The sequence below is a fragment of the Haloarcula vallismortis ATCC 29715 genome (genome assembly GCF_000337775.1).
GTDB classification, from domain to species: domain Archaea; phylum Halobacteriota; class Halobacteria; order Halobacteriales; family Haloarculaceae; genus Haloarcula; species Haloarcula vallismortis.
In genome coordinates this window covers 90,542-110,005 of sequence record NZ_AOLQ01000059.1, presented here as the reverse complement: position 1 = coordinate 110,005, position 19,464 = coordinate 90,542, and the positions used below count along the sequence as shown (strand labels likewise).

General features: G+C 64.1%; 25 protein-coding genes. 11 read left to right on the top strand and 14 right to left on the bottom strand.

Going from position 1 to position 19,464, the window contains the following annotated elements:
* Nucleotides 1-40: 40 nt before the first annotated feature.
* A complete protein-coding gene (locus C437_RS14340) occupies nt 41-733 on the bottom strand; it encodes a type 1 glutamine amidotransferase domain-containing protein (protein WP_004517698.1) in 693 nt (230 codons plus the stop codon).
* Between the two features lie 258 nt (nt 734-991).
* On the opposite strand from C437_RS14340, the gene C437_RS14335 reads away from it, so the two are divergent.
* A complete protein-coding gene (locus C437_RS14335) occupies nt 992-1,690 on the top strand; it encodes a DUF5828 family protein (protein ID WP_004517697.1) in 699 nt (232 codons plus the stop codon).
* A 192-nt stretch (nt 1,691-1,882) separates the two neighbouring features.
* On the opposite strand, the gene C437_RS14330 is transcribed toward C437_RS14335, so the two are convergent.
* The gene (locus tag C437_RS14330) at nt 1,883-2,164 is read right to left on the bottom strand and encodes a hypothetical protein (RefSeq protein ID WP_004517696.1); all 282 of its coding nucleotides are present in this window, start codon (nt 2,162-2,164) and stop codon (nt 1,883-1,885) included.
* A gap of 128 nt (nt 2,165-2,292) precedes the next feature.
* Between C437_RS14330 and C437_RS14325 the strand changes: the two genes are divergently transcribed.
* Entirely contained in the window at nt 2,293-3,492 is a 1,200-nt protein-coding gene (locus C437_RS14325) for an inorganic phosphate transporter (RefSeq protein ID WP_004517695.1), read from the top strand.
* A gap of 5 nt (nt 3,493-3,497) precedes the next feature.
* Here C437_RS14325 and C437_RS14320 read toward each other — a convergent pair whose 3' ends face one another.
* Complete coding sequence (locus C437_RS14320) at nt 3,498-3,713, bottom strand: hypothetical protein (protein WP_004517694.1); 216 nt, start codon at nt 3,711-3,713, stop codon at nt 3,498-3,500.
* Nucleotides 3,714-3,889: 176 nt separating this feature from the next.
* Here C437_RS14320 and C437_RS14315 point away from each other — a divergent pair, with 176 nt between their 5' ends.
* Both C437_RS14315 and C437_RS14310 read left to right on the top strand, forming a co-directional pair.
* A complete protein-coding gene (locus C437_RS14315; protein WP_004517693.1) occupies nt 3,890-4,573 on the top strand; it encodes a hypothetical protein in 684 nt (227 codons plus the stop codon).
* A complete protein-coding gene (locus tag C437_RS14310; RefSeq protein ID WP_049919818.1) occupies nt 4,570-5,169 on the top strand; it encodes a DUF6517 family protein in 600 nt (199 codons plus the stop codon). Before C437_RS14315 ends, C437_RS14310 begins: the two co-directional genes overlap by 4 nt.
* Nucleotides 5,170-5,213: 44 nt before the next feature.
* On the opposite strand, the gene C437_RS14305 is transcribed toward C437_RS14310, so the two are convergent.
* The 3 genes from C437_RS14305 to C437_RS14295 form a co-directional block, all read right to left on the bottom strand.
* Nucleotides 5,214-7,079, bottom strand: a complete 1,866-nt coding sequence (locus C437_RS14305) for a carbon starvation CstA family protein (RefSeq protein WP_004517691.1) — start codon at nt 7,077-7,079, stop codon at nt 5,214-5,216.
* Between the two features lie 254 nt (nt 7,080-7,333).
* Entirely contained in the window at nt 7,334-8,308 is a 975-nt protein-coding gene (locus C437_RS14300; protein WP_004517690.1) for an ArsA family ATPase, read from the bottom strand.
* Nucleotides 8,308-8,604 (bottom strand): hypothetical protein, encoded by a 297-nt coding sequence (locus C437_RS14295; RefSeq protein WP_004517689.1) that lies wholly within the window; start codon nt 8,602-8,604, stop codon nt 8,308-8,310. Before C437_RS14295 ends, C437_RS14300 begins: the two co-directional genes overlap by 1 nt.
* Before the next feature lie 145 nt (nt 8,605-8,749).
* On the opposite strand from C437_RS14295, the gene C437_RS14290 reads away from it, so the two are divergent.
* Nucleotides 8,750-10,051 carry a CobW family GTP-binding protein gene (locus C437_RS14290; protein WP_004517688.1) on the top strand — a complete coding sequence of 434 codons (1,302 nt, stop codon included), beginning with the start codon at nt 8,750-8,752 and terminating at the stop codon, nt 10,049-10,051.
* On the opposite strand, the gene C437_RS14285 is transcribed toward C437_RS14290, so the two are convergent.
* From C437_RS14285 to C437_RS14275, 3 genes are all read right to left on the bottom strand, one after another.
* Nucleotides 10,048-10,254 carry a hypothetical protein gene (locus C437_RS14285; protein ID WP_004517687.1) on the bottom strand — a complete coding sequence of 69 codons (207 nt, stop codon included), beginning with the start codon at nt 10,252-10,254 and terminating at the stop codon, nt 10,048-10,050. The genes C437_RS14290 and C437_RS14285 overlap by 4 nt on opposite strands.
* A gap of 100 nt (nt 10,255-10,354) precedes the next feature.
* Nucleotides 10,355-10,768 (bottom strand): hypothetical protein, encoded by a 414-nt coding sequence (locus tag C437_RS14280; protein ID WP_004517686.1) that lies wholly within the window; start codon nt 10,766-10,768, stop codon nt 10,355-10,357.
* A 30-nt stretch (nt 10,769-10,798) separates the two neighbouring features.
* Nucleotides 10,799-11,113: a hypothetical protein gene (locus C437_RS14275; RefSeq protein WP_049919826.1), complete on the bottom strand. Its 315-nt coding sequence runs from the start codon at nt 11,111-11,113 to the stop codon at nt 10,799-10,801.
* Between the two features lie 124 nt (nt 11,114-11,237).
* Between C437_RS14275 and C437_RS14270 the strand changes: the two genes are divergently transcribed.
* Nucleotides 11,238-11,450, top strand: a complete 213-nt coding sequence (locus tag C437_RS14270) for a hypothetical protein (protein WP_004517684.1) — start codon at nt 11,238-11,240, stop codon at nt 11,448-11,450.
* 25 nt (nt 11,451-11,475) lie between these two features.
* Here the strand turns inward: C437_RS14270 and C437_RS14265 are convergent, their stop codons facing one another.
* On the bottom strand, nt 11,476-11,847 hold the full coding sequence (locus tag C437_RS14265) for a cupin domain-containing protein (protein ID WP_004517683.1): 372 nt from the start codon (nt 11,845-11,847) through the stop codon (nt 11,476-11,478).
* 50 nt (nt 11,848-11,897) lie between these two features.
* Nucleotides 11,898-13,286, bottom strand: coding sequence for a hemolysin family protein (locus C437_RS14260; protein WP_004517682.1), 1,389 nt, complete (start codon nt 13,284-13,286; stop codon nt 11,898-11,900).
* Nucleotides 13,287-13,384: 98 nt separating this feature from the next.
* On the opposite strand from C437_RS14260, the gene C437_RS14255 reads away from it, so the two are divergent.
* The 3 genes from C437_RS14255 to C437_RS14245 are packed head-to-tail and all read left to right on the top strand — an operon-like array spanning nt 13,385 to nt 14,759.
* Complete coding sequence (locus C437_RS14255; RefSeq protein WP_004517681.1) at nt 13,385-13,663, top strand: glutathione S-transferase N-terminal domain-containing protein; 279 nt, start codon at nt 13,385-13,387, stop codon at nt 13,661-13,663.
* The gene (locus C437_RS14250) at nt 13,663-14,172 is read left to right on the top strand and encodes a redoxin domain-containing protein (protein ID WP_004517680.1); all 510 of its coding nucleotides are present in this window, start codon (nt 13,663-13,665) and stop codon (nt 14,170-14,172) included. Before C437_RS14255 ends, C437_RS14250 begins: the two co-directional genes overlap by 1 nt.
* 2 nt (nt 14,173-14,174) lie before the next feature.
* Complete coding sequence (locus C437_RS14245) at nt 14,175-14,759, top strand: L-threonylcarbamoyladenylate synthase (RefSeq protein WP_004517679.1); 585 nt, start codon at nt 14,175-14,177, stop codon at nt 14,757-14,759.
* Between the two features lie 31 nt (nt 14,760-14,790).
* Here the strand turns inward: C437_RS14245 and C437_RS14240 are convergent, their stop codons facing one another.
* Both C437_RS14240 and C437_RS14235 read right to left on the bottom strand, forming a co-directional pair.
* Entirely contained in the window at nt 14,791-15,453 is a 663-nt protein-coding gene (locus tag C437_RS14240) for a CRISPR-associated protein Cas4 (RefSeq protein ID WP_004517678.1), read from the bottom strand.
* A 105-nt stretch (nt 15,454-15,558) separates the two neighbouring features.
* Entirely contained in the window at nt 15,559-16,179 is a 621-nt protein-coding gene (locus C437_RS14235) for a hypothetical protein (protein WP_004517677.1), read from the bottom strand.
* Between the two features lie 144 nt (nt 16,180-16,323).
* On the opposite strand from C437_RS14235, the gene C437_RS14230 reads away from it, so the two are divergent.
* Both C437_RS14230 and C437_RS14225 read left to right on the top strand, forming a co-directional pair.
* On the top strand, nt 16,324-18,411 hold the full coding sequence (locus tag C437_RS14230) for a (Fe-S)-binding protein (protein WP_004517676.1): 2,088 nt from the start codon (nt 16,324-16,326) through the stop codon (nt 18,409-18,411).
* 45 nt (nt 18,412-18,456) lie between these two features.
* On the top strand, nt 18,457-18,660 hold the full coding sequence (locus C437_RS14225; RefSeq protein ID WP_004517675.1) for a hypothetical protein: 204 nt from the start codon (nt 18,457-18,459) through the stop codon (nt 18,658-18,660).
* Between the two features lie 14 nt (nt 18,661-18,674).
* Here the strand turns inward: C437_RS14225 and C437_RS14220 are convergent, their stop codons facing one another.
* The gene (locus C437_RS14220; RefSeq protein WP_004517674.1) at nt 18,675-19,424 is read right to left on the bottom strand and encodes a potassium channel family protein; all 750 of its coding nucleotides are present in this window, start codon (nt 19,422-19,424) and stop codon (nt 18,675-18,677) included.
* Nucleotides 19,425-19,464 lie beyond the last annotated feature (40 nt).

Sequence of the window (19,464 nt, the reverse complement as noted above, 5' to 3'; positions counted from 1 at the left end):
GCCAGATTGATGTGTGGCCGTGGCTGGCGTGCCGGACCCGTTACGCAGGTGTCTCGATACCGAGTTCGTCGAGGAGCGTCCGGGCGGCTGCAGCCGACGACGGCGGGCCCCGGGCCGTGATGAGGTCGCCGTCGACGGTGACGCTTGTGTCGGCGTCGAGTTCGGCGTCCCAGTCCGCGCCGGCGGCCTTCACTTCGTCTTCGACCCAGTACGGAAGCTTGCGGCCGTCGGGGAGCAGGTCGTTCTCGTCGACGATGCCCTCCTCCCAGGCGTTCGGGAAGCCGGTAACCGAGCGGCCGTCGACGAGGAACTCGCCGTCGCCGTCGCGAGTAAAGGCCAGAATCCCGACCGTGTGACAGACGACGAGTGCTTTGCCGTCGTCGTCAGCGACGCTCTCGCGCAGGAGTTCGCGGGCGTGGACATCCTGCGTGATATCCCATTCCGCGCCGTGGCCGCCGGGGAATACGACGGTGTCATAGTCGCCGGCGTCGGCCTGTGCCAGCGGAATCGGGTTGTTCAGGCGCTCGTCGGTCTCGTGGACCTCACGAACGTGTTCCGAGAGGTCTTCGCCGACTTCTTCGGGGTCAACGGAGCGCTCGTCAAGCACCGGCGGCTCGCCGGTCGGTGTCGCCACCGTGATATCAAGGCCAGCGTCTGAGAGGGTCGTCAGCGGCTCGATACATTCCTCGCCCCAGTACCCGTGTTCGCTTACGACGAATAGTGCGGATGACATCAAACTACTATTCGTGTGCAATCCTTATAAGCGGCCGTTCGGTGCTGAGCGAAGCAGGACGAGCGGGCAGGTCGCTGGACGGGAGCAACACTCCACCTACGTGTCGATATCGAGGACTGGGGAGGTGTTCGGCGGGAGTGTATCGTGTCTGCCGCCATGGCGGAAACGTTTAACCTCACTGAGCAGCAATCCGGTGTGTACAGATGGACAGCCTACTGCAGCAGGTTCCGCGGCTGTCATAGACCGATCTATTATACCATGGCAGACATCGAAGAGAGCGTTTCAGGATTCAAGACGAAAGGCGGCTGGGTCGACATCGTTGAACACGGCGAGCGCATCACACAGGCGCTGAAAGACATCGCTTCGGGCGAAGGTGTCGACGAGGACGCCCTCAGTGAGTTCGACGAGTGGCGGCCCAAAAGCCACGAACGACTGGACGAGGACGTCAACGAGAAAACGGCGGACCAGGCGAGTGTCGACGAGGGCAAGGGCGAGCAGGCCGGCAAAGGGCCGGACGAGGACCTCCAGACCGCCGGTGAGAAGCTCAGCGAGTCCTACGAGAACCTCGACGAACCGGACGAGGCGATGGAGCGCTGGAGCGAGTCCGTCGACTACGTGGCCCGCGCGGCCGACTCCGCCAGCCGGAAGGCCCTGCGGAAGGTCGAGGACACCGTCTACCGGAACGTGATGACACAGATCGCGCCCTACTACTTCGACAACGACCTCATCAGCGCGAACCTCCGCCGCGTCGGCGACGACGACCGCCCGGAGTACGTCTTCGAGGTCAACGTCAACGACGACGACCTGAAGATGCGCGTCTCGAACAAGCTCGCCGACTTCGAGCAGGCCGTCGACCGCTGGCACGTCGATACCGAGAAAGTCACTGAGGCTGTCGAGGCCGCAGAGGGTGTGGATGCGACAGAGCCGGGCGAGGGGACGGACGCAAAAACAAACTAGGGCGGCCTCTGTGCCGCCGGCATTGTGTTTGTGTCCGAGATGCGAAGACGAACTAAGCTCGCCGTAGTGCGAGCGGCATCGGCTTCCAGCATCGTCGACGCAAAAACGAACTAAGGCGGTCCGTGCCGCCGGCATCGGTTTTGTGTCCGAGAGGCGAAGACGAACTAAGCGTGGATTCGGCCGTGCTGGTCGCTAGATAGCGTCGTCAGGGTCGTGTTTCTCGGCCATCCGCGTCGCTTCGGCCGCGTACTGGGCCTGCAGGTCCGGGTCGTCGACTGACCCGAGGTTGTCCGGGTCAGCGTCGACGGCGGCCGTCGTCTCCCGCACATCCGAAAAGGAGGTCAGGGCGCGCTCCTTCCGGAAGTACTGGTCGCCGTCGGGGGTCGCGTACGTGAGGATGATGAGGTTCTGTTCGTCGTCGGAGTAGGTCCGTTCGACCAGCCAGACGCGGACCGTTTCTTCAGTGGCGGACATATGCGAGCGAACTACGCCCTGCCACCTGAACGTTTGGCCGTGCTGTCGGATGTCGGCAGTCGGCAGTCGGTTCGTGACGGGCGCGCGAACGGTAGGCTCATTGCAGGGCGGGGCAAACGCCGTGACAGATGGTCGCGACGAGTACGATTGCGACGCTTGTTGTCGCGTCAGCCGCGAGTCTGTTCATGGCCTGGGCTATCGGTGCCGGGTCGTCCGGGTCCACGCCGTTTGCGCCGGCGGTCGGTGCGAACGCGATCTCGGTGATGCGGGCCGGGTTCTTCGTCGGTCTCCTCGGACTGGCCGGCGCGGTCCTGCAGGGGGCCAACGTCACCGAAGCCGTCGGGAGCGAACTCGTCCTGTTCCCGAGCGGCGGTGGCCTCTCTGCTGTCGCCGCTATCGTTGCCCTCATAACCGCGGCGGTGCTGGTCGCCGTCGGGATTTTCACCGGCTACCCCATCGCGACGGCGTTTACCGTCACCGGCGCGGTCGTCGGCGTCGGGCTGGCGATGGGCGGCCAGCCGGCGACGGCGAAATACATCGAAATCGTCTCGCTGTGGGTGCTGACCCCCTTCGTCGGCGGCGGCATCGCGTTCGGGACGGCGTGGTCGCTCCGCCACGAGGCCACGACCGAGGAACGGCTCGTACCGCTGCTTGGCGGGCTGGTCGGAGTGATTCTGGCGAACATCGAGTTCGTCCTGCTGGCACCCGGCAGCGAGCAGGCGTCAGTGGCCCGGGCCGTCGCGCGGGCGGCCGGGACGCCGATGCTCTCGTCCATAGTCGTCGTGACGCTCCTTATCGGCGTACTCGCGGGGGGACTGCTCTATCTGGATATCAGGTCAGATGCGGCCGCCGGGCAGCGGCACTTCCTGCTGGTGATGGGCGGGCTCGTGGCGTTCTCCGCCGGCGGGAGCCAGGTCGGGCTGGCGCTGGGACCGCTTGTGCCCCTGCTCGGCGAGGGGCCGACGGCAGCCATCCCCATCACCGGAGTCCTGCTGTTCGGCGGGCTCGGCCTCCTCATCGGCTCGTGGACGGGCGCGCCACGGATGATCAAGGCGCTGGCACAGGACTACTCCTCGCTCGGCCCGCGGCGGTCTATCGGCGCGTTGATTCCGAGCTTCATCATCGCGCAGGCGGCCGTTTTCTTCGGGATTCCGGTGTCGTTCAACGAAATTATCGTCTCCGCTATTGTCGGCTCCGGCGCGGCCGCCGGCGGCGGCGAGGTCAGTCGAGAGAAGATGGGCAAGACGGTGCTTGCCTGGGTCGGCTCGCTCGCGCTGGCGTTCGCGCTGAGCTACGGGCTGTTCTGGATTATCGACGCACTCCTCTGACTCGCTTAGCGACCCCAGACGTAGCGATTCACGGCCTCGTTGAGGCGGGTCGAGAGCCGCCCCATCCAGGCTTCGGGCGAGACGCGCTCGATGTCCCGCCGGTCGACCTCGATGCGGTCCTCGCCGAAGGGGCCGTGGAGCTGTTCGTCGGTAGTTTCGTCGACAGCGTCGACGACGACGGTCATCGAGCAGCGGCCGCAGGCCTCGGTGTCTTTCGCCATGATTGTTGGTGACTAATTGCTGGGCCAGCATCAAAAACCTGCCGCGGCGGTCGTGTACGGCCCGTGGACGACCGTCGGCTGACCGACGCGCTTAAGATGCCGACACGGCATCGGCATGGTATGAGCTACCGCAGCATGGGACCGGTGCGAACTGAGCGCCCACGCGACTCGGCACGATGAGCGAGGAAACCGAGTCCAAGTCGGTCGGGGAATCGCCGGAGTACGGTGCAGACGACTGGGAGGACCCCGTGACCGGGGCAGTCCCGAAATCGGAGCTCCCCGACGAGATCGTCGAGGAGGTCCCACACTGGGACGACGACCCCTACTTCGACCGGGTGAGCGACCGGCTGATGTACAACTACACGCTGGAGCGTGACCACCGGCTCCGGGGCGAGCGCTGGGACCTCTACGGCGAGATGCGGGTCCTCAATCAGAAACAGTTCTTCCACCCGGCGCTGTCCTACGGGGACCACGAGTCCGAGGAGTACCTCTACGCCCGTCGCGTCGGCCGACCGACGGTCGGCGAACTGAAGCGGCTGGTCGAGCTGGGCCACGACTTAGCCGACGAGCGCGTGACCGCCAACGAGGAACACTACCGCACCGACTTCACATTCGTCCTCATCGCCGACGAACTGCCCGACGAGGTCCGGTCGTTCGTCGAGGGCCAGCGTGAACGCACGCTGTTGAAGTACGGCTACTACGGCCATTACGAGGTCAATCTGGGCGTCATCGTTCCCGACGAGCAAGTGGCCGTCGCTGGCGAGGCCGCCGACGTGGTCGAGGCGTTCGTCCTCTGGGATGACGTCGCCCAGCCCGAGGAAGGGGTGCTCTCGCGGCTCGCCAAGCGATTCTGGAAATGATGCCGCCGAGCCGGCGCAGTTTTGTCGTCGCTTGCACGGCTGCGCTGGCCGGCTGTAGCGTCCTGCCGGAGGAGAGCGAGCCTATCGAGGCCAGCGCCAGCGCACCGGCGGTGCTTCCCGGGTCGAGCGAGTACTCGCTCGTTGCCGAAAGTAGCCCCACCATCGAAACGACAGTGACAGTGGATTTCTCCGGCGACGTGGAGCTGACATCGCGGCAGGATGTGATTGCCACGGTGTTCCAGCGCGTGTACGAGTCGGCGAGCGGGGCGCGGTTCGGGCTCCTGACTGCCCCGGCCGTTCGGGTCGTCGACCAGCCTGAGGTCGTCCGCGACCCGCTGACGGCCGTTGACGACGCTCGGGTCGTCGTGCTCGCGACCGATACCGATGTCGAGGCCCTCTCGGAGTGGTCTGAGGACGGGTCGGCAACCCTTCTCGGAACCGAGACGACACAGATGGCAGCAGCGGCGACGCTCAGCGGCAGCGAGGAGGCCCTCGCTCGTGTTCGCGTTCGTGCCGGTGAAGACTCGGTGACGGCGGTAGCGACCGACCCGGACGACGACGCGCCGCCGTTCGAGGCGGTTACGCGAGACGCGTAGCTGTCGCTGTCGACGCTTGAAAAAACGGAGAAGTCGTCGCCGTGTCAGTCGTCGCCCGGCTCGACCGCGCCAGCGGGACCACGGTCACGGACCGTGCCAATGTTATCGTAGCCTTTCTTGACGAGCGCTAGCGCAAGTCCAATGAGAACAAGTGCCAAGAGGCTTTGTACCACAGTTGCGAACAACTGGACTCCCGAGGCGCCGCCGACGATGATTGTCTGGTAGATGTTCTGGAAGAACGCTAGCCACGCGAGTCCGAGAACCGTGATTGTGACCATGATGGCCATCGGGACGCCGGTCGAGTAGAGTTGCTTGTCGTCGCTCCAGTTAGCCAGCCAGACGGTCCCTGCAAGCAGTGCAAGGGCAGCCAGTAGCTGGTTCGCACCACCGAACAGACCCCACAGGACGGTCCACTGACCCGAGACGACCATAATGTAGGCGAAGACACACTGAATCACCGGGTTAGTGTACCGTCCGCGACCGAGTTCGCCAAGCGTCGAGCGAAGGCCCCCACCGACGCTGAATCCGCTGGTGGTCTGTCCGGCCGGAAGGCCGACAATCTCTTCCATCATGTACCGCCCGAGTCGAACGGCCGTGTCAGTCGAGGTAAGCAGGAAACTCACGAGCACCAGCGCCATGAACGGTGCCCCGAACGAGGCTGGGATACCCAGACTGGTCAGAACAATCCCACCGCCGCCCGCAAAGGTCGGCAGTGCGGCGCCGATACCACCGGACGCCTCCGGGAGGCCAGCCACGGCGAGGGTCGCGAGTGCCACGGACGCGAGCAGTCCCTCGCCGAGCATGCCGCCGTAGCCGATCAGTCGCGCGTCGGTCTCTTTGTCCAATTGTTTCGCAGTCGTCCCCGAAGAGACGAGCGAGTGGAATCCACTGATTGTCCCACAGGCGATTGTGATGAACAACAGCGGGAACAGCGGGAACAGGCCCGCGCTTTCAGCGCCCCAGAAGCCATTGAACGCTCCGATGGAACTATCGACGACGAGGGGCTGACTAGCCGAGCCAAGCAGGGTGCCAGCGATGATTGCAATCAGTGCGCCACCGACACCGGCGTACAGCAAGAACGACGAGAGATAGTCACGCGGCTGGAGGAGCACCCACACGGGAAGGGCACTCGCCACCGCTGCGTAAAGCATAATGACCGGAATCCACGCGGCGGTGTTGCCGCCGAGGGCAGATGCACCGGGAACCCACGACCCGCTGCCGCCGATCAGCACTGTGACCGCCATGTCTGCAGTCCGTCCTGCCGTTGGCTCAAACAGTGCAATGGGGTACTGGATACCCACCCAGACACCGGCGAAGACACCAGCAACGAACAGGACCGTCCCCGGCAGGAACGGGCCGTTCAACTGGTAGAGGTACACACCAAACGCCAGCGCAAGGGCTATGTAGACCAGTGACGCTGTCACGACCTCGGGGTAGGAGTTGAACACAATTCCGACGACGAGTGCGAACACCGCGACGACGAGGATGATGGTAAGGAAGGCAAACCAGAGCAGCATGTTCTTCCCGCCCTCACCGACGTACTCGCCGATGATGTAGCCGATTGACTTCCCCTCGTGTCGAAGCGAACTCGACAGCGAGACGAAGTCGTGGACACTGCCCATCAGCGGGTTGCCGATGGCAATCCACAGGAGCGCGGGAACCCATCCCCAGATTACGCCTGCGGTAATCGGACCGACAATCGGTGCCCCACCCGCGATACTTGAGAAGTGGTGTCCCAGCAGCACCGGTTTCTTCGACGGGACGTATTCCTGCCCGTCCTCATATTTGTGTGCCGGTGTCTCGCTGTCCGCGTCGAGTTCGAGGAACCGTGCGAGGTACTTCGAATACCCCAGGTACCCCACGCTGAACGTCACCAGTACTGCCAGAACGATCCAGATTACCTGTGTCATGTGTGTGCATGAATGGTAACCAACATCAAGCTATTAATAGTTATTATATATTTCTTATACTTCTCAAGTCCGTCAGAATACGCTTGGCTACACAGCTTCGACTATCAACGAAAATCTAATATCTGATTACTTATCGGTCATGCGCGGCCTGTACACGAGCGCCGGCGAGTAGCTTGTACGGATTGTCGTAAATCAGTTCAAGCTTGTGCCAGCCCCGGACGGCGCATATCGGTACATCGCTACACCAATTCGTATCAGACGAACGTCGGCACCTCGGCGTCTGTTTCCACGTCGAGTTCGGTTGCGACATCTCCGAGCAGGTCGCCTTTCACCTCCGCCGTACGGGTCGTGATTTCGGCGACCAGCGGCGGGTCGAGCGTCTCGCGGACCTCCTGCAGTCGCTCGTTTTCAGTGGCGACCCGGTCCCGGAGATACCGGGCCCCGCGGCCATCTTCGTGGGACTCCGGTTCGGGCGTGAGCTTGTTCGCGACGAGCCCCCGGACCGAGAGGTCACGCTCGCGCATCTCGGCGATGGCACGCCGCGTCTCGTTGACCGAGAGCTGGTCGGGGTTGAGCACGAGGAAGAAGGCGGCGTCGGACTGGAGCGCGCCGCCGGCGAACTCGAAGAACTCCTTGCGGTCCTGCAGGCGCGCAAGCACCGGGTCGCCGTCCATCACGCGCCGGGGCTCGTTGTTGCCGATTGCGGCCTTCTCGAAGAGGTCGATGCTCTTCTCGCGTTTGTGCATCAGCCGGTCGATCCACCCTTCGAGGAACTCCGGCAGGCCAAGCAGCCGGAGCGTGCTGCCGGTCGGCGACGTGTCGAAGACGACCCGGTCGTACGGGTCGGCGTTGCGCATCACGTCGACGAAGCGGTCGAACAGGGCCGACTCGTAGGCCCCCGGCGTCTGGTGGGCCATCTCCAGCTGTTGGTTGATTTCGTTGACCATCGCCGCCGACACCTGCTCGGAGAGGTCGTTGCGGATGCCATCGAGGTGGCGCTGGCTCTCGGTTTCGGGGTCGATCTCCATGGCGTCGAGCCCGTCGATACCTTCGACGGACTCGGGGTCGTCGCTGAAGCGCTGGTCGAACACGTCTGTCACCGAATGGGCCGGGTCCGTCGAGACGACGAGCGTCTCCAAGCCCGCCCGCGCAGACTTGACGCCGTAGGCACAGGAGACAGTGGTCTTGCCGACCCCGCCCTTCCCGCCGAAGAAGACGAACGGCTCCATCAGAAGTGATACTGCTGGCCCTTGCGTTCGATGTACGACCCCCGGTCCCACAGCCGTCGCTCCCAGGCCTCGAAGGTGTCTTCGAGGTAGGGCAGCAGCTCGGCGGTGTAGTACGACACCGGCGACGGGATGCCGAAGGCGTCGGGGAAACAGGCCAGCATGAACGCGTCCTCGGTGTCCTCGGCCTCCTTCTCGATTTTCTCGTAGGCCGGATGCGTTATCATGCCGTGGTACAGTCCGCGGGCCCACTCCCGTAACGTCCGGCGAAAGCGCTCGATTCGGTCGGCCAGTTCCATCGTGGGTCGTGTGTGCGAGAGGCACGGAGTAAAAGCTGTCGCAGTTACCCGTCGCCGCCGCCCACGCGCCGTGGCGGGACGGCGGTCGTGTCCAGCTACCGGAAACGAGGCGCGATTTGAAGGGAGCCGACCCACAACAGGGGGTATGCGCGACACCATTCCCGTCACGATTCTCTCGGGGAGCCTCGGGGCCGGGAAGACGACGCTGCTGAACCATCTGCTGACAGAAGCCGGCGACCGCGACATCGCCGTCCTCGTCAACGACATGGGGACGGTCAACGTCGACGCCGAGCTCATTGCGGAGGGGTCAGAACTGGACGTGGACGACGGCGTCGCGGAACTGTCGAACGGCTGTATCTGCTGTGAGCTGCAGGACGACCTCGAAACGGCGGTCGTCCGCCTGGCGAACGACCGCGATTTCGACGCGCTGGTCGTCGAATCTTCTGGCATCTCCGAGCCGGCCCCCGTCGCGCGGCTGTTCACCACAGAGTCGCGCGTAGCCGCGCTCTATCGCGTCGACACGCTCGTGACCGTGCTGGATACCCGACTGTTCCTCGACGCATTCGCCGGCGAGACGCCGGAGCGTCGCGGTGCCGGGGTAGCGAACGCCGATGGTGATGGCGACGACACAGCGGCCGACGACACCGACCGCCCCCTCTCTGACCTCATGGTCGAACAGGTCGAACTCTCGAACGTCGTCCTCCTGAACAAGGCTGACCTCTGTTCCGAATCGGAACTCGACGAGGCCGAAGAGCTGGTGCGGGCGCTCCAGCCCGACGCCGAGACGGTCCGAACGACGTTCTCACAGGTCGACCCCGACCAGCTGTTCGACCGAGAACTGTTCGACCAGAACGAAATCAACGACCTGCCGGGCTGGAAGCGAGCCCTGGCCGAGGCCGGGCACAGCCACAGCGAAGGCAGTCACGACCACAATGGCGATGTCCACGATGACGAGCGCCATGCGGGCGACAGCAGCAACGGACACGCCGGCCACCACCACCCCGAAGAGGTGTACGGCGTCACCTCCTTCACCTACCGCCGCCGCCGGCCGTTCCACCCCGGCCGGCTGGCCGACGTGCTTCAGGACCTCCCGTCGGGTGTCGTCCGCTCGAAGGGGACCGTCTGGCTGGCAGGCACCGAGTTCCGTGTCGTCCTCGGCCAGGCCGGCCCCTCGATACGGGCCGAAGCGCAGGGGCCTTGGATTGCGAGCCTCCCAGAAGTCGAGCGGGAGATGTATCGCTCGAACCGGCCGGAGCTCGACTGGCACGACGAGTACGGCGACCGTCGGACAGAACTGGTGTTCATCGGAACGGAGTACGACGAGAAAGCCCTTCGGACGGCGCTGGATGATGCGCTCGTTACGGACGCGGAATGGACGGACAGCGAGTCGCTCACGGGGCCGTTCCCGGCAGAACAGGGCGACGAGACAGTGATCCGGAGCCCCTAACAGGCACAGTCCCGACCGGCCGCACGCTCGAAGCGCATCTCCTCGCCACAGTCCGGGCAGATCGGCTCGCCGTCGAGTTCGACGTCCCTGATACGAACGCCGCAGTCGTCACACCAGTACGCGCCCTTCGAGCCGTCGTCGGGGCGGGACTTCGTCTCCGGCTGTGACGTGAGCGCCTCCTTGACGCTGTCGATGATGCTCATGATTGTATGTTTATGTTGCGTCTACTAAACCTATCGTGGTTGTGTGCAACCGTCTCACGACCAGCGACAGGCGGGCCGTTCAGTGGCGCTCTTCACCGCTTCAGGCCCCGGGTACGTCCGCCACCAGGTCTTCGATGGCCCGCTCTAGCTCGTTGCCGCGCTTCCAGGCGGCGATGCGGTCAGCGAAGGGGAGCGGCAGGTTCAGTGAGACGGTCGACCGCATCGTGATCCGCGAGCCGTTGTCCTCCGGCGTGACGGTGATTTGGGTCTCCAGATGGTCGAAGGGGCCGACCTCGCCCTCAGCGGTGTACCGGAGCCCGTCGTCCCTCGATTCGAAGCGAAGCGGGACCGACATCCCTGGACCGGCCGCGGTGACGAGTGTTCCCGTCTCAGTTTCCTCGACAGCCGTCACGGTAAACGTCCCCTCCGCCGCGACGACCGCCTCCGGCGAGAGCGTGCGGTGGACAGCCGGCGGCCGCGCCATCACGAACCGAGAGCGTTCGACCTCGCGCATACCAGTCCACATGTGTACCGGGGTGGTAAATCACAGGGCCAGCGGGGCCGAAACAGCGACCAGCAAAACAGCGAACCCGATGCCGATGTAGATGAGGCGCTGGAAACGAAGCTCCGGGGCGATGTGTACCGAGGGCGGCGGGGCCGTCCAGACCAGCCGGTGATAGGAAACAACGGCGACAGTGATGGTCCCGGCTGTCGCAACTGTTAGACCGGCCCACACCGGAAGTCCGTAGGCGAGGCCGTACAGCGGGCCGACAGAGAACAGTAGCATCACCGCCGTCGCGGTGCAGACGAGAAACGGAACCGGGTCGACCGGGTCCCCGTGACGGTTCTGAGCGTTCATACGCCCGTGTTGGACCCCGAACGTGTTTAGTTGCGCGACTCCGCCCCGTACAGCCAGCGCGAGCGGAGCGAACGCGCCGGGCACTGCCAAAGAGCTAAGGAGTGTCCCGTCCGTGTTCGTGGGCATGAGCGACGCGAACGGGTTCGAAGAGGGCGCAAGCGGGTCACAGGGCGATCCGCGGGTACTCATCGCGATGAACGTCGTGCTGTCGACGGCGTTTGCAGCCACTATCGTCTGGGGGCTGAGCGTCATCGGCGCGGCGGAACTCACCGCGATCAACGTCGCGACCGGGGCGATACTGCTGTTCGCGTTGACCTACGCTATTACGCTCCAGTAACGGTCCCGCCCAGTGGTCGCAACGCTCACTCGGGGTCGTAGGGATGGACGTCGTCCACTGCGGGCGCGCCGACGACGAGCGTCCGTACTGATTCGGTCGCCGACTCGGGGTTGTGCGCCCGCTGGGGGCTGTCCGGTTCGACGACGAACGCCTCGTCTTTGTCGACCTCGTAGGTCTTCTCGGGCGTTTCGACAGCCAGCGTTCCCGAGAGGACGTAGAACAGTTCCTCCTGGTCGTCGTGGTAGTGATACGCGAGCGGGATGTCCTCGCCAGGGGCGACCTCGTAGACGTTCACGGCGGCGTTTTCCAGACCGGCCGCATCGCTGATGGAGCGCTGGACGCTGGGTCGGTCCGGTGTCGGTTCGATGTCGTCGACGGAGATATGGTGGTATCCCATGCTACCGGTGTCGATGGCGACCGACGTAAAACGACTGCTACCGCGAGATCTCAGTCCGAGGCTTCTTCGGCGTCGACCGGCTCCGTTGCGTCGGTTTCGAGGCGGACGACGCGAGCCTTCATAATGCGCGTGTTCTCGACCTGTTCGACGCGGATCTCGACGCCGTCGTAGGTGATGGTCTCACCCTCTTCGACGAGCCGTCCGGCACGGTTGAAGATGAAGCCGGCAATGGTCTCGAACTCCTCGCCTTCGGGCAGGTCCAGGTCCAGCGCCTCGTTGACCTCCTCGATGTTGACCTCGCCTTTGACCGTCACCGTGTCGTCGCCGACGTACTCGATTGGCTCTTCCTCCTCGCCTTCGAGTATCTCGCCGACAATCTCTTCTGTCAGGTCCTCCATCGTCACCAGCCCCTCGGTAGTCCCGAACTCGTCGATGACGATGACCATGTGGAGGCGCTCGGCCCGCATCTCGGTCAGTAGGTCGTCGACATTCTTCGACTCGGGGACGTGCAGTGTCGGCTCGATGAGGTCCTCCAAATCCATGTCCTTTGCCAGCGCCTCGCCGTAGTTGAGGTCCCGAACGAGGTCGCGGATGTGGATGACGCCGATGACGTTGTCCAGACTCCCCTCGTACACGGGGATTCGGGCGTGGCCGCTCTGGATGCAGGTCTCCAGGGCCTCCTCGGCGGAGGACTCCTTTGCGACGGCAGTCATGTCCAGCCGCGGGGTCATCACCTCCTTGGCGATGGTGTCGTTAAATCGGAGGGTGCGCTGGAGCATCTCGCGTTCGTCCTCGTCTAAGACGCCCTCGCGCTCACCCGTCTCGATGATGTCCTGTATCTCCTGACGGGTGACGTAGGATGTCTCGATGGCCGAGCGGCCGCCGGTAATCTTGTTGACGACGCGGGTGAGATAGTCAAAGAGGAGGATGAGCGGCAGCAACACCTTCTCAGCGACCTTGAGCGGCTTGGAAATACGTAGCGCCCACGATTCGGTGTTCTCGACCGCGTAGCTTTTGGGCGCACTCTCGCCGAACAGCAGCACGATGGCGGTGATTCCGAACGTCGCGATGGCGACAGCCAGCCCCTGGCTATCGACGTACATCGCGAGGAGCCCAGTAGCGATGGAGGACATCGCGATGTTGACGAGGTTGTTGCCGACGAGAATCGTCACCAGGAGGCGGTGGGGGTCCGACTTGAGTTGTTTGAGTGTCTTCGCACCCGGAACAGCGTCCTCGACGAGCGCTTCCGTCCGGTGTGCTGGCAGCGAGAACATCGCAATTTCTGAAGATGAAAAGAACGCTGAGAGGACAACCAGTGCGACGAGCGTGACAACACCACCGACCAGCACCGCGTCTTGTGGTATCGTGACGCCGGCGTATTCGATAGCCTGCAACGTCGCTGTAGACAGCTCAAACGGCGCAGGTGGATCCAGGGCCATCAACGGTCGAAGTTGTAATGGGCGGGGATTAAGGCTTGTCATGAACGGGTTGCCAGCGAAGCCCTTACCCGGCTTTCGCGCGTATCGCCGCCCAGAGTATGAGCGAGCCCGACATCACGCTGTACCGGCTGCAGGCGTGTCCGTTCTGTGAGCGCGTCGTCCGAACGCTGGACGCCTACGATCTCGACTACCAGTCGCGGTTCGTCGAGCCGATGCACGCCGACCGCGACGTGGTCAAGCGACTGTCCGGCAAGCGAACCGTCCCGGCGATCGTCGACGAGAACACCGGCGTCACGATGTCCGAGAGCGCGAACATCGTCGCGTATCTGGAGCGGACCTACGGCGAGGGCGAAGAGACAGCGGGAGGTGCGGCCTGATGGACCTCGATTTCGACGTCGTCGACCTCGACCCGGTCGACCACCCCGAAGAAGGCGACACCGCGCAGGATTTCACGCGCCCGCTGGTCAACGAGGAGTTCTGGGAGGATGAGTCGCTCGCGTCGCTGTGTGCCGATAGCGACCGGGTCGTCCTCGTGTTCCACGCGATGGACGGCGCGTTCCCGGCAACCTACATCTGGAACGAGATCCGCGACCGCTCGTGGCACGAGCGGGCCACCGTCGTCGGCGTCTCGATCTCGACGCCGTACGAGCACAAGCAGTTGCTCGAAGAGCGGGAGATCGAGGGGAATTACCGGCTGTTCTCGGACCCAGCCAACGGCGTCGCACAGCAGTACAGCATCGACATGAACCTCGACGGGATGGCCGGTATCGAGGAGCCGCGGCCGGCCGTGTTCGTCCTCGATAGCGACCGGACTATCGAGTACGCGTGGGTCGCTGAGGAGTGGCCCGACTTCCCGGACTACGACGACATCGAAGCCCAGCTCTAACCATGGCGACAGTCGACGACGCCGCAGCAGCGGTTCGCGACGGAGCGCTGGTCATCTATCCCACGGAAACAGTGTACGGTCTCGGCGCGGACGCGCTCGACGCCGCTGCTGTCGAGCGCGTGTTCGAGGCGAAGGGCCGTGACCGTGACAAGCCGATCTCGATGGCGGTTCCCGATGTCGAGACCGCTCGCCAGTACACACGCGCGAGCGAGCGCGAGCTGGCGTTCATGCGCGAGTTCCTCCCCGGCCCGGTCACCGTCGTCGTCGAGCGCCGGGACGTGGTCCCGGACGTGCTGGTCGCCGGTCGGGACCGTGTCGGGGTTCGCATCCCCGACCACGACCTCGCGCTCGAACTCCTCACAGAAACGGGGCCGCTCACGGCAACGAGCGCTAACGTCTCCGGGAACCCGAGCGCCCGCACCGTTGGTGACCTCGACGCCATCCGCGAGCGTGCTGCCGTCGTACTCGACGACGGCGAAACTGACGGCGGCACCGGCTCGACGGTCGTGAACGTCGACAGCGGAACGATACACCGCCGCGGCGCACACGCCGACGCCGTCGAGTCGTGGCTTGCAGAGCAAGACTGACTGCCGGGTCACCGTTTCGAGTCGCGCCGGCTCACCGTATCATCGACCGCAACGACCGCGTTTTCACCCCGCAGTCGTCGCTGAACTCACAGGGCTTGCATTTGGCGTCGTTTCGCACCCGCCCCGGCGGCCCGTCGATGCTGTCGGCGGTTCTGATTGCCCGGCGATAGACCCCGGCTCGCCGCGTGTTCACCTCGATACGCCGGATGACGCCGTACGCCGGATACTCGGCGTAGGCGGTATCAATGTCGCGTTCGCGCTCCCAGGAGAGCGCCTTCGCGGCGGCGACAAGCCGCACAGTCTGGGGCTCCCAGACTCCGTCTTCGGGCGGCCGACCAGCGAACACGAGCGACGGTGCGGGACCGGCCTGCCCGGCGACGACCTTGTGTGCGATCCCGCGGGCGTCCTTCCCTTCGAGATACGCGTCTGTCGCTGTCGGGGCGACCAGCGCGTCCCAGTCAACCAGCCGCTCTCGAAGCCCCCTGAGCCGGTCGCGATACTCGTCCGGTCCAACTTCGATAGGGGCTGCCAGCAGGGCGGCATCGTCAGTTAGCAGCCGCTCGTACTCCCGAGCGAGCCGGCGAACCGACTCGACCTCGTCAGGAATCTCGCTTGCCCCGTCGCGGCGGCGGTAATAGAGCTTCCGCGGGCAGTAGGCGGCCGTTTCCAGTTCCCTGAACGTGTGTGTCGACATGGGGATGCGTGGTCGTGTTCTCCCACAAGAAGGTTCGGCGCACCTCTGGGTTGTGAAACAGCCGCGCAGTCGGCCAACTCTACCGCGACAGAAGATGTCAGCGGGTCACATCGACACGTCAGCGCCGGAGTCAAGCGAATCGATGTCCTCGGTGGCCTCGTCGAGGCCGTCCTCGCGGAGGGCGGCGGCGTGCTGTGTCGACAGCCCGGCGTCGGTGAGTACGTCCTCGAACTCACTCTGGAACCGGTGAGAGACACGCCGGGCAGCGCCCTGTGCGGCGACGACGCGCCGGTAGTGGGCGGCCCGGGACTCGTCGATATCGAACTCAGCCGCGAGTTCGGCGGCGGACGGGTCGCTGTCGGCGACACGACGGCGGAACGCGGGCAGGTCAAACGGTGCCTCTGTGTCCTCCTCGCGGAGAAGATGCAGGTCCAGTCGCGCTTCGACCACGTCGGGCTCGTCCGCGTCGATCTCGGCCGCGATGGTCGCGTCGTCGCTCCCCTCGTAGAACAGGCGGACCACTGTCACCAGATTATCGTCAGCGAGTTCGGTTCGGAATTCGTACCGCTCGCGCATCCGCTCGATGACATCACCGAGTCGGTCCACGACACCGGCCTCGTCAGTGCCGGTCAGGGACCCTCTCGACGCTTCTTGGGACTCCGTCACAGCCTCCTCGCCGGAGACGTCCATGAAGATGTCACGGAGTTCTTCAGTCTTCTCGTCCATCGAACATGATACTACTTCTCGGGAGGGATATATCTGTCGGACGAGCAACGTGATTCGGAGAAACTTTCAACAGCTCTCAAATTCTCGCAGGACCGCGACGGGGTCGTGGCAAGATTTAAGCGGACACAAATCGGGTGTTACCGTATGTCATCAATAATCCAAACAACCACGCGCCCAACGTTCTGGCGTATCGGCGACGTGGGGAAGGTGCTGTTCTACTATCTCGCAGCACTCGCTGTCATCGTCTTTCTGTACGGTGTGTACAACCGCGTCGCCCGCTATAGTCAGGGCAGCGAGGACCCCTTTGAGCGACTGGACGAACTGCCACAGCGGACAGTCGCAGCGGCGAAGTTGGCGCTGTCAAATCGGAAGCAGTTGGACCGTGACACTGTCGCCGGTGTGATGCACGCCTTCATCGTCTGGGGGTTTCTGACACTGCTCATCGGGACGACGATTCTGGGTATCGACATCGACCTCTACCGGCCGCTGGCTGGCGAGTCCTTCTTCGTCGGCCAGTTCTACCTCTCCTATTCGTTCGTCATGGACGCCATGGGGCTACTGTTCGTCGTCGGCGTCGGCGTGGCGCTGTGGCGACGCTACGGCCGCAAACTCGACCGCCTGCACGACCGGCACACCTCCCGCGAGGACGACCTGTTTCTGGGCTCGCTGTTCGTGCTCGGCGTTGGCGGCTACCTTACCGAGGGCATCCGCATTCTCGGGACCTCGACGGTCCGGGATGTCTCCTTCGAGACGGTGAGCTTCGTCGGCTGGTCGGTCAAAGAAGTGCTCATCGTGGCCGGGATGACACCGGAGATGGCAGCGGGCGCGTACCCCTTCGTCTGGTGGAGCCACTCGCTGGTCGCGCTGTGGTTCGTCGCCTGGATTCCCTACGCGAAGCCGTTCCACATGCTCTCGTCGTTTGCCAACCTCGTCGCCCGCGACGAGAAAGCCGGCGTGCGACTGCCCGGTGTCCCGGCGGACGCTGACCCCGACGATATCGGTCCCAGCGAAATTGATGACTTCTCCTGGAAACAGTTGCTCGACCACGACGCCTGTACCAAGTGCGGGCGCTGCTCCTCAGTCTGTCCGGCGAAAGCGTCCGGGCGGCCGCTAGACCCGCGGAACGTCATCCTCGACCTGAAACGCTACCGGGAGGAGCGCGACGCCGGCGGCGAGGACGTACCCATCATCGCCGACGGCGGCACCTCAGTCATCGACGCCCACACGATGGAGTCCTGCATGTCCTGTATGGCCTGCATGGACGCTTGCCCGGTCGACATCGAGCACGTCACGCAGTTCACCGAGATGAACCGCCGGCTGACCGAGGCCGGCGAGATGGACGAACACGTGCAGGACGCGATGATGAACGTGTTCCAGCACGGCAACACCTTCGGCGACCCCGAACGCGCCCGGCCGGACTGGACCGAGGACCTCGACTTCGAGGTGCCCGACGCCCGCGACGAACCGGTCGAGTACCTCTGGTACGTCGGCGACTACCCGAGCTACGACGAGCGCAACCAGAAGATCGCGCAGGCGCTCGCCACCGTCTTCGAGGCCGCAGACGTGGACTACGGCATCCTCTACGAGGCCGAACAGACCGACGGCAACGACGTGCGCCGCGTCGGCGAGGAGGGCCTCTACGAGATGCTCGTCGAGGACAACGCCGCCGCGATGCTGGATTGTGAGTTCGAGTCCATTGTCACGACGGACCCCCACGCATACAACACGTTCATGAACGAGTACCCCGAGTTCGAGGCCTGTGAATGGGGTGAAGACGACGTGTTCCACTACACGCAGGTCGTCGCTGACCTCGCCGGTGCCGGCGCACTCGGCCTCGCCGGGATAGAACTGGACTACACCGTCACCTACCACGACCCCTGCCACCTCGGGCGGTACAACGGCGAGTTCGAAGCCCCGCGGGACCTCATCCGCGCGACTGGCGCGGACCTCCACGAGATGCCGCGCAACCGCGACGATTCCTTCTGCTGTGGCGGGGGCGGTGGCGGCCTCTGGATGGACCTCGAAGAGGAGACGAAGCCCAGCGAGGAGCGCCTACGGGAAGCCCTAGAGGACACCGAAGCGGGCGCAGCCGTCGAGAAGTTCGTCGTCGCCTGCCCGATGTGCATGACGATGTACGAGGACGGACGCAAGACCGGCGGCTACGAGGACGACCTCGAAATCGTCGGTGTGACGGAACTGCTGGCGGAGGCGGTCGGGGAAGCGGGAGTCTGACTCTCGGATGTGAATTTCCAAATAGCTGAAATGAAAAGGACCACTATGGTCCTCCTCCTGATTCCGGGATTACCCGGCGCAACGGAACTTCTTGTCATGGGTATAGCACTAGCACTGTACGTCGGACTCCCAGCCGCCGGCATGATACTCATCTACAACTTTCTCGACGGGAAACGCGGCTACGAAAAGCGCATTTCCGAACTCGAACGCAAGGTCGAGACACTCGAATCCGAGTTAGCCGAGGAGTGACGGCCAGCCCGGAGTCACAGCCGTTCACACACCTGCTTCCCGCTCACAACCTCGGGGATTATCACCTCGTCCGCGCCTACACGGCGAGCCACAGTCTCGTCCTGCCGGTCGCCGGCTCGAACGATGAGTTGGACCGTGGGCGCGAGTTGGCTCGCTAGCACCGCTATCTGGATGTTCGCGTTCGTGTCGTCGATTGCACCGATGACCGTGTCGGCTCGCTTGACACCCGCATCTGTCAGCGCGTCCTCGCGACTCGCGTCGGCCTCCAGCGCGAGGTGGCCGTCGTCGAGCGCCCGTTCGTACTGTTCCGCCTGCTGTTCGATGACGACCACTCGGGTGTCTGTATCGCCTATCTGCTCCGCGACAGTCTGTCCGAACGTCCCGTAGCCACAGACGACGATATGGTCGTTCAGGTCTTCGATTCGCTGTGCGATTTGCATACGTGTGAGTTCTGTCTGAATCTGGCCGCCGAAAGCCGCCGACAGCGCTGTCTCGCCGGTCCACAGACCGGCGACGACAAGACCAGTCAGGACGACGATGGCATAGCCTTTGACCAGCGTCGCAGGCCCGTCGTGGGTCCGGAAGTGGAGTTCAATGCTCGTGGGGTCGAGCAGCCAGAACAGGGCGTTGACGACGCCGACCCCGCCCAGCGTGACGAAGCCAATCACGCCGGCGGCGACCAGTCCGACGAACGCAAGAACCGGTTTCGAGAGTTGCCGGAGCAACGACCGGTCCGTGTCTGTGCTGCTGTCGCTTCGTTCCATTGCTGTAGCTACCTATCAAGAGTTGCCGTTACGACACACC